This is a genomic window from Nitrobacter winogradskyi, from assembly GCF_006539545.1.
Classification (GTDB): Bacteria; Pseudomonadota; Alphaproteobacteria; order Rhizobiales; family Xanthobacteraceae; genus Nitrobacter; species Nitrobacter winogradskyi_A.
Map to the genome: position 1 here is coordinate 25,232 of NZ_BJNF01000066.1, position 8,468 is coordinate 33,699.

An 8,468-nucleotide genomic window follows, 5' to 3' on the forward strand; every position below is an offset into this window, starting at 1 on the left:
CCGGATCGAGGCGCGCCTGGGATTGACGAAGGGCTTGCGAGGAACGTCAGTTCGGATGCGACGTCCCGGATCCGCCCGCGCCATCGGGGAGGTCTGCCCCGGAACCCGCTTTATGATTCGTCAGACGCTCGATCACCGAACGAACCGCATCGCGAGCCCTGCGGTCCCTGACCGCATCGAGCAGCGGCGCCGACGCCTTGGATCGCCGTATCAGGCTTTCAGGATCGGGGAAGACCAGCGGATCGTCCCACGGACCCTGCACCACGAACGGCAGTTCGAAATTGTCGGCCCCCGCCGAGGTTAGGCTTGCGGTGCCCTTGAGATCGTAGTCCCGCGAAGGCACCGATGCCGTGCCGGTCAGGGTGAGGCGCGCTGCCGGTCCCTCGATGCGCACGTCGGTCGCGACGGCGACTCCGTCGTGGAAATTGAGGGCGGCATTCAGCTTGTCGAAGGGTGTCTTTCCGTTGCGGAAACTGCCGCCGCCGGAGAGTGGCCGCCGCTCCAGCCGCTTCAGCAGCTGCTCGACATTGAATCCGCTGATGGCGCCGTCGTGACCGGTCAGAACCGCTGTGCCGTCGAGCGATTGCGCCAGTCCGTACGGACTCGATCCCCTGGCCTCAAGCGAAACATTCAGGTTGCCGCGTCCGGAGAGCCGGCCCGTGCCGAACAGATCGCTGACGCAGGCTTGCAGATCGACGTCGATAAGCTGAAACTGCGCCTTCACATCGGCGGCCTCCTCGGCGTGCGAGATGGCGAACGATCCCTTCGCGACGCCGTCATAGATTTGCGCTTCGCCGATGCTGAGCGCCAGCGATCCGTTGCGAAGGTTGGCGCCGAGCGCGGTTTTTCCCAGCCTGGTGGATCCGACGATGACCTTCGCCGCCGAAAGCCGCATGTCGAGGTCAGTGGCGGACAGCGCGTGCAGATCGAACAGTTGCCGGTTCCAGTCGCGGGCTCCGCTGGCGAGCAGCCGGATCGTCTTGACGTAAGGCGTGAAATCCAGCGTGCCGGCAGCCAGCGTGGCCTGCAGGGTCTGCCGCCCGTTGTTGGCGTAGGTCATGACGCCTTCGGCCACGTTACCGTCGATTTCGATGTTGACGTTGGTGAGCGCGACCGACGAGCCGATCACGCTGGCGCGCGCCTTGAGCGCGAAACGATCGAATCCGCCGCTGCCGGGAGGAGGCTGCCCGATCCAGCGCAGCGCCTCGCGCAGAGAAGCGCTGTCGGCGGACAGCGTACCTTCCATGATCAGGCTGACCGGATTGGCGACCGTGCCGTCAAACGCGAATTTCAGCCGGGGACTGGCGACCTTGATCTTCAGGCCGGACCGCTCGCCCGACAGCGCCGCGAGAAAGTCGCCGAGGCTGATGCTGCCGTCGACACGCTCTCCACGCCAGTCGAATTGTCCGGTCGCTGCGAACGAGCGGGAAATCGAGGGCCACGCCAGCGAAAGGTCGATGCCGCGGAGATTCTCGGAAATCCTGCCGTCGCCGTCTTCATAGCTGAGTTCGCCATTCTGGATTCGGATTTCCGAGAACGAGAGCGGGCTGTCGGCGCCGGGCTTCATGTTCCGCGCAATCGTTTCCATGAAGGGGGTCCAGTTGCTACGGCCATCGGCAGCGCGCTTAACGCGGATGTGAGGGTGGAGCAACATGACGTCGGCGATCTGGAACCGCTGCATGAGCAGTGGAAGCAGGCGCAGATTGGCGGTCAGCGCCTCGACGCTGAGCGCTGGCGCATCGGCGTCGCTGCCCTTGATGCGGACATCATGGAAGGAAACATAGCTGCCGGGAAAAACCGAGACGTCGATGCGGCCATCGGCGACGAAATCAAGCCCCGTCACCGTTCGGATCTGGGTTTCGACGGCGTCTCGCAGGGCATCGTGGTCGAGCAGCCGAGACATGGAGATCAGTCCCGTCAGGCCGATCACCGCAACTCCCAGAATGGCCGCGACCGATATTCCCAGGCGCTTCATTCCTTGGGCCATCGTCCTTGGGCCATCGTCAATCAACATGTCCGGGATCGGGTGACGCCTGCCGGTCGGGTGGTGCCCGGCGGCGCGCGCAACTTGATTGGTTTTCTTGACGCTTTCAAGGCCGCCGATCGTTCTATTTTCACATTTGGGGCCGCCACGGCGTGTTTGATCTTCGCCTGCCAATCGCTGCACCGTGGCCAGCGATTGTCAAATTCGCGTCGCCAGGACCGGCTAGAGTCTTTCCGCTTCTGATAGAATCAGAAGCGGGCTCTATAGTTTTGTTTTGACGCGTTTTCTTCACGCGAACCGGTGTCCATCCTCGGGTCAGGCCCGAGGACATGCTTCGCGTGAAAACGCTCTATGCCTCCAATTGACGCCTCGCGCGTATTTTGCCTAACTACCTTTCATTCTGCCCGCGCCGGTAAGCGGCGCCATTCTCCATGCAGGTCGCAGCTCATGAAAAAGGTCTATCCTGACGCCAAATCGGCCCTTGATGGCCTTCTCAGGGACGGCATGATGATCATGTCCGGCGGATTCGGCCTGTGCGGCATCCCGGAAACGCTGTCCGAGGCCATTCGTGACTCGGGAGTCAAAAATCTGACATTCGTGTCCAATAACGCCGGCGTCGATGGCATAGGACTGAGTCGCTTGCTCGAAACGCGGCAAATCAGGAAGATGATTTCGTCCTATGTCGGCGAGAACAAGCTTTTCGCCCAGCAGTATCTCGCCGGCGATCTGGAACTTGAATTCAATCCGCAGGGCACGCTGGCCGAGCGCATTCGCGCGGGCGGTGCCGGCATTCCGGCCTTCTACACCAAGACCGGCGTCGGCACGCTCATTGCCGAGGGCAAGGAGGTGAAGGAATTCGACGGCCAGAAGTATCTCATGGAGCGCGGACTGTTCGCCGATCTCGCCATCGTTCACGCCTGGAAGGGCGACGCCGCCGGCAATCTGGTCTATCGCAAGACCGCGCGAAACTTCAACCCGATGATGGCGACCGCCGCGAAGGTGACCGTCGCGGAAGTCGAGCATCTGGTGCCTGCGGGCGAGATCGATCCCGATCACGTCCACACCCCCGGCATCTTCATCAAGCGCATCGTCGAGGTCGGCGGCGCCAGGAAGCACATCGAGTTCCGCAATACCCGTCCACGCCCGGCGGCGGCATGATCCCGAAAAGCACCAAGCTCCTTGCAGTGATGACAAGGTGACAGGAGAACCTCATGGCCTGGACCCGCGAGCAGATGGCGGCGCGTGCCGCCAAGGAATTGCGTGACGGCTATTACGTCAACCTCGGAATCGGCATTCCGACGCTGGTGTCGAACTTTATTCCCGACAATATCGACGTTCAGCTTCAGAGCGAGAACGGCATGCTCGGCATGGGTCCGTTCCCTTATGAAGGCGAGGAGGATCCCGATCTAATCAACGCGGGCAAGCAGACCGTCACGGCATTGCCCAGCACCAGTTATTTCTCGTCGGCCGACTCGTTCGGCATGGTGCGCGGCGGCCATATCGACCTCTCGATCCTTGGGGCGATGCAGGTGGCGCAGAATGGCGATCTCGCCAACTGGATGATCCCCGGCAAGATGGTCAAGGGCATGGGCGGCGCGATGGATCTCGTCGCTGGCGTCAAGCGCGTCCTCGTCGTGATGGAGCATTCCGCCAAGGACGCTCCGAAGCTGCTCAGGCGATGCACGCTGCCGCTGACCGGCGAACGGGTTGTCGATATGGTCGTGACCGATCTTGCGGTGTTCACCATCGACAAGCACGGCGACGGGGGCATGAGGCTGATCGAACTCGCCGACGGCGTCACGCTCGACGAGGTCAGGGCCCGGACCGAGGCCGAATTCGGCGTCGTGCTGCCAAACGCCTGAGGCGGTGCGCGACAGCCGCGCGACGAGGGCATTGCGCTTCTGGAGCGGCTGCCGGTCAAATGGAATCAGCGCCACCGCTCCAGTTAATTGATTGAGCATCGGATTCATCCCGAAACCGGTTCCCACTTTCGGGTCCGATGCTCGAGCATTATCACTTTTGATTGAATCAGAAGCGAAACTCTGGATTATTGTTTTGACGCGCTTTCTTCACGCGAACCGGTATCCATCCGTAGGGCTCAAGCCCGAGGACATGCTTCGCTCGAAAACGCTATAGCAGCGCGGAGAAAGCGCGCCCGCCCCGAGGTCAGTCCTCGGGTGGCGCGCTCGCTTGCGCGAACACCACCTCGATCAGCGTTCCCGAGTGTGGTCCGGTTTTGATGTGAAACTGCGCGCGATTGGCTTCCACCAGCGCCTTGGTGAGCGACAGGCTGACGCCCGCGCTTTTTGATGCCTGGTCGCTCGGCGGCGGCGTGCGGAACGGCTCCGTCGCCGCGGCCAGTTCATCTTCGCTAAGGCTGTGCCCGGAGTCCCGCACCCGCAGCGCCACGTCACCGAAATCATTGACCGCCGTCGAAACGATGACCTGCCCGCCGGCATTGGCCAGGTGGATCGAATTTCCGATCAGGTTGAGCGTGATCTGGCGCAGCGCCTGTGCGTCGGCGACGATCGGCGGCAGCGTGTGCGCGAGCGAGGTCCGTATGATGATGCGCTCGCGATTGGCCTGCGGCTGCATCACAGCGACACATTGCTCGACGATGTCGTTGAGATTCTGGTTGACGAAGGCGAGATCAAGTTTGCCGGTCTCGATCCGCGACAGGTCGAGAAGATCATCGATGAAGGTGATGATGCGTTCGCCCGAGGCACGGATGTCCTTCATGTATTCGATATAACGCTCGTTCTCGAGCGAGCCGAATTTCTCATCGATCATCACCTCGGCAAACCCGATGATGGAGTTCAGCGGCGTTCGGATTTCATGGCTGATCCGCGCCAGCACGTCGGCCTTGGCGTTCGCCGCGCGCTCGGCCTGCCGTCGCGCCTGCGACAGCTCGGTCTCGGCTTTCTTTGATTGCGACAGGTCGCGAAACGCGGCGAAGAAGTTGGGACCGGCAGCCTGGGTCCGGCCCATCGTCATCGATAGCGGGATCAGGCCGTCCTCGCCCATCCGGCCCACCACCTCGCGGCCGTGATCGGGCAGGTTTGCGTCGCCGTCCGTGAGGCTCTTGAGACAGTCGCGCACCGCACCCTGGCTTTCCGGTATGAAGAGATCAGCGAGATTGCGCTGGGTGAGCGTGTCGCCGGAAAGTCCGAACAGCGCTTCGGCGCTGTGGTTGCAGGCGGTGATTTTTCCGCCGTCGTCGAACATCAGAAGGCCTTCGGCTGCCCCGTCGACGATGGTGGCAAGCTCCTCGGCGGTGGCGTGGCCGACGCGGGAGGGCGCCGATGCGCCGCCGCATATCAAGGCGTGCGCGGGCTCGCCGTCCCAGGAGACCGCGAGAAGCCGGGCGGTGAGTGGCTGTTGCGGCACGCCCGACGGCGGCGTTACCGAAACCGTGACCGGAGAGCCCGTGGGCGGCGTGCCGACGGTGTCGGGCAGGTCGACTTCAATCATGTCGGCTTCAACCATGCGGGCTTCGACCAGCAGGGCATCGAGTCCGCCTGCCTCTTGCAGCGTCTCGAGGCTCTCGTAGCCGACCTGCGCGAGAAAAGCCGGGTTGGCGTAGAGCGCGCGGCCGGCCCGGTGGATCATCACGCCGGTTGGAATGAGGTCGAGGATCAGGCTGTCGCGCGCGATGGTGGTCTGCCGCGGAGCGGGTTGCTCGGGCGATGACGGTTCGTCCGACTGCTCTCGGATGGTTTCAGACGCCTCCGGCGCAACCGGCGGCTCGGCGTTATCCTCAGGCCCGGCGGTTTCCGGCTCGCCCTCCAGCCGCGCCGAGAGCTGGCGCGCCAGTTCATTGAAGGCGTGGTTCTCGACGGGGGTGAGGGGAGGCGGGTTCAAGTCGACCGGAGGCCTGAACGGCAGGACATTCTTGGGCGTTTCCACGGTGGTGTCCGGTTCTGTTGGTTGCTGAAGGGGTTCGGAAGGCTTGTCGTCGGCGGAATTTTCCGAGTCCACCGGGGCCGGATGGGAGGTCTCGCTAAACAAGAATTCGCTGCGCCGACTTGCTGTGAGCCGCGCCAAACCTTCACGATCGCGGCAGACCCCGAAGCCGCGATAGCCGATGAAATTGCGTGTGCGGTCGTAGATCGGAAGCCCCGACAGTTCGACACGCAAACGCGCGTCCGATCCATCGACGGGCCAAAGCAGCGTGATGCCGCTCCAAGTGTTGCGGGTTTGGACCGCGTGCGCGAGGCGGCCTTCAGGATCGAGTCCAAATACGTCCGTGATCTCGCTCCATAACCGGCCGAATCCCGCGGTTGTCCGCATTCCGATGATGCGGGTGAATTCATCGGATCCGATCGAGAAGCGGCCTTCGGCGTCCATCCGCCACATGAAGCGCAGGGGATGACGCCTCCGCGTTGGAGGTGAGGGCGACAGACGGTTACCCGGCTCGGGCGGGGACTGCACCGTTTGCGCGGGAAGAACGGTCTCGGTGTTTTGCAGCGGAGATCCGGTTTCCGTTTCGGCGAAAGGTTGCGGTTGATCAGGGGAGCGATCCGGGGGGGGCTTTTCCAGAAAAGCGACAAGCCCGATATCGCCGCCGCTTCCGACACGTTGCAGCACCAACCGCCATAGTCCGATCGAGGTCTCGGCGCGGCCCTCGCGCAGCGCGTGATCGCGCAAGTCGTCAAGCCCGCCCTCGGAGAGGCTGCCGATGCCGAACAGCGACCGTCCCTTGTTGCTGGCGGCGGCGAACCTCCCATCATGCGAGAATGCAGCGACCGGCGTATCGATGCCCGCTACCAGTTGCTGCAATCGCTCGGCCAACGTCATGCCGCGACCGGCACGCTCCACCGCCCTGACGAGGATGGCGCTGCCGACGCCCGGAAAATCGAGCCGCGAGCAGGCGCAGGTGAGAAGGCCTCCGAGCCCTGCATAGCCCCGCATTCGTTCAAGCCGCACCGTGCCTGAGGGCGGCAGCCGGCTCGCGAGTTGCGTCACCTGCCGTCGGCGTGGATCGTCGAGGTTGAAGTCCCGCGAAGCAAGATCCGAGGCGTCGGCCGCTCCGACAATGGAGACGCCCGCCGGATTGGCCCACAGGATGCGCGCGCCGTCCAGCGACCACAGCCACGCGGGCATGGCGCTCGCCGCATGGACGGCCAGCCGTGGGTCGGTCATGCCCTGCAACTGGAAATCGGCGCTATTCTCGGCGCTATTCATGGGCACTGGCGTGTTGAATGTCCTTGAGCTCTTGCATTCCCCGGCTGCGTATCTCGGCTTGAAAGGCCGCAGTCCTGACAGATCGTCAGTATCGCGTCCGTCTTGTCCGAGGTCCACGGCCCGTCTCCCGAAATCCCCGGCAAAGCCGGGATAACCTTAATTCGGCCGTGGTCATGGACCTCCGCGGTCGGTGACACGTTGGAGTGATGCAGGGAACCGGAGCACGGAACCCATGAAAAGAGCCATCATAGGGAGCGGACCATGAGCGAACAGGGACGGTACTTTGAAGCTGCGAACGAGACGCGATCGATGGCAGAGGCGGGTTTCGAGCAAGCGCGCAAGGCGCTCGAAAGTTTTCTCGCCGGCACCCAGCAAACCGCGAACTCCATCGAGGGACGCAACGAAGCGGTTCGCGACAGCGTGCAAGATATCAGTAGTAAGGCAATCTCCTTCGCACAGCAGAATATGACCGCATCACTGGACTATGCGGAGAAACTGGTCCGTGCGAGGGACCTTTCCGAGGTGATGCGGCTGAACACCGAATATGTGCAGGATCAAATGAGGGCCTTGACCGAGCAGGCCAGTGAAATAGGGCAGAGCATGGGCCGTGCCGCCCTGGGAGCCGGGAAGCCTCAAGCCTGAGACTCGCGGAGGCCGTTACCAAGTCACAATCCTGCCGCCCTGGCGCGCATCGGCGGAAAGGTGTTTTGCGTTGCAATACATTGTTGCGTTGCACAAAGATGTCGTGGTAGGATGATAGCAGATACAGGCCTGCTCGGCTCGCACGTCAGGCCGAGCAGCAGGCCAACCGCTGCTGCCGATCACGCTGCGTTCACAACGTGCAAAGGATTATGACCATGACCAATCCAGCCGATGCTTTTGAGGTTCCCGAGCAGGTGCGTGCATTCGCCGAAAAGGGCGTTTTGCAAGCGCGAGATACCTACGCGAGGTTCAAGGACGCAGCTCAGGACGGCAACGGCGCGATCGAGGCCGTATTCAACGCTGCGACCAAAGGCGCGCATGATTACTCCACGAAACTGCTCGATTTCGGTCAGGCGAACACCAATGCCGGTTTCGATTTTCTGCAGGCTCTGGTCGGTGCGAAGTCGTTGTCTGATGCGACCGAGTTATGGAGCACCCATACCCGCAAGCAGTTCGGGACATTCGCGGCCCAGGCCAAGGAATTGACTGAACTGACACAGAAGATCGCGGTGGAAACCGGGGAGCCCGTCCGGACAGGCGCGTCGAAGTTGTTCCAGCCTGTCGCCTGATCAGTGATCCTGCTCTCGCTAGAGCGGTC

Annotated in this window: 7 protein-coding genes; 5 read left to right on the plus strand and 2 right to left on the minus strand. The window is 62.7% G+C overall.

What is annotated here, in order from left to right; all coding sequences use genetic code 11:
- Positions 1–46: 46 nt before the first annotated feature.
- The gene (locus tag NWI01_RS12130; RefSeq protein ID WP_244613740.1) at positions 47–1,987 is read right to left on the minus strand and encodes an AsmA family protein; all 1,941 of its coding nucleotides are present in this window, start codon (positions 1,985–1,987) and stop codon (positions 47–49) included.
- Positions 1,988–2,026: 39 nt separating this feature from the next.
- Between NWI01_RS12130 and NWI01_RS19345 the strand changes: the two genes are divergently transcribed.
- From NWI01_RS19345 to NWI01_RS12140, 3 genes are all read left to right on the plus strand, one after another.
- On the plus strand, positions 2,027–2,227 hold the full coding sequence (locus NWI01_RS19345) for a hypothetical protein (protein WP_210242971.1): 201 nt from the start codon (positions 2,027–2,029) through the stop codon (positions 2,225–2,227).
- Positions 2,228–2,431: 204 nt separating this feature from the next.
- A complete protein-coding gene (locus NWI01_RS12135) occupies positions 2,432–3,142 on the plus strand; it encodes a CoA transferase subunit A (protein WP_141384095.1) in 711 nt (236 codons plus the stop codon).
- 53 nt (positions 3,143–3,195) lie between these two features.
- The gene (locus tag NWI01_RS12140; RefSeq protein ID WP_141384096.1) at positions 3,196–3,846 is read left to right on the plus strand and encodes a CoA transferase subunit B; all 651 of its coding nucleotides are present in this window, start codon (positions 3,196–3,198) and stop codon (positions 3,844–3,846) included.
- Positions 3,847–4,150: 304 nt separating this feature from the next.
- Here the strand turns inward: NWI01_RS12140 and NWI01_RS12145 are convergent, their stop codons facing one another.
- Complete coding sequence (locus NWI01_RS12145) at positions 4,151–7,168, minus strand: PAS domain-containing protein (protein WP_141384102.1); 3,018 nt, start codon at positions 7,166–7,168, stop codon at positions 4,151–4,153.
- Positions 7,169–7,429: 261 nt separating this feature from the next.
- Here NWI01_RS12145 and NWI01_RS12150 point away from each other — a divergent pair, with 261 nt between their 5' ends.
- Together NWI01_RS12150 and NWI01_RS12155 are read left to right on the plus strand one after the other, a co-directional pair.
- Complete coding sequence (locus tag NWI01_RS12150; protein ID WP_141384097.1) at positions 7,430–7,810, plus strand: phasin family protein; 381 nt, start codon at positions 7,430–7,432, stop codon at positions 7,808–7,810.
- A gap of 215 nt (positions 7,811–8,025) precedes the next feature.
- Complete coding sequence (locus NWI01_RS12155; RefSeq protein ID WP_141384098.1) at positions 8,026–8,439, plus strand: phasin; 414 nt, start codon at positions 8,026–8,028, stop codon at positions 8,437–8,439.
- The last annotated feature ends 29 nt before the right edge of the window (positions 8,440–8,468 follow it).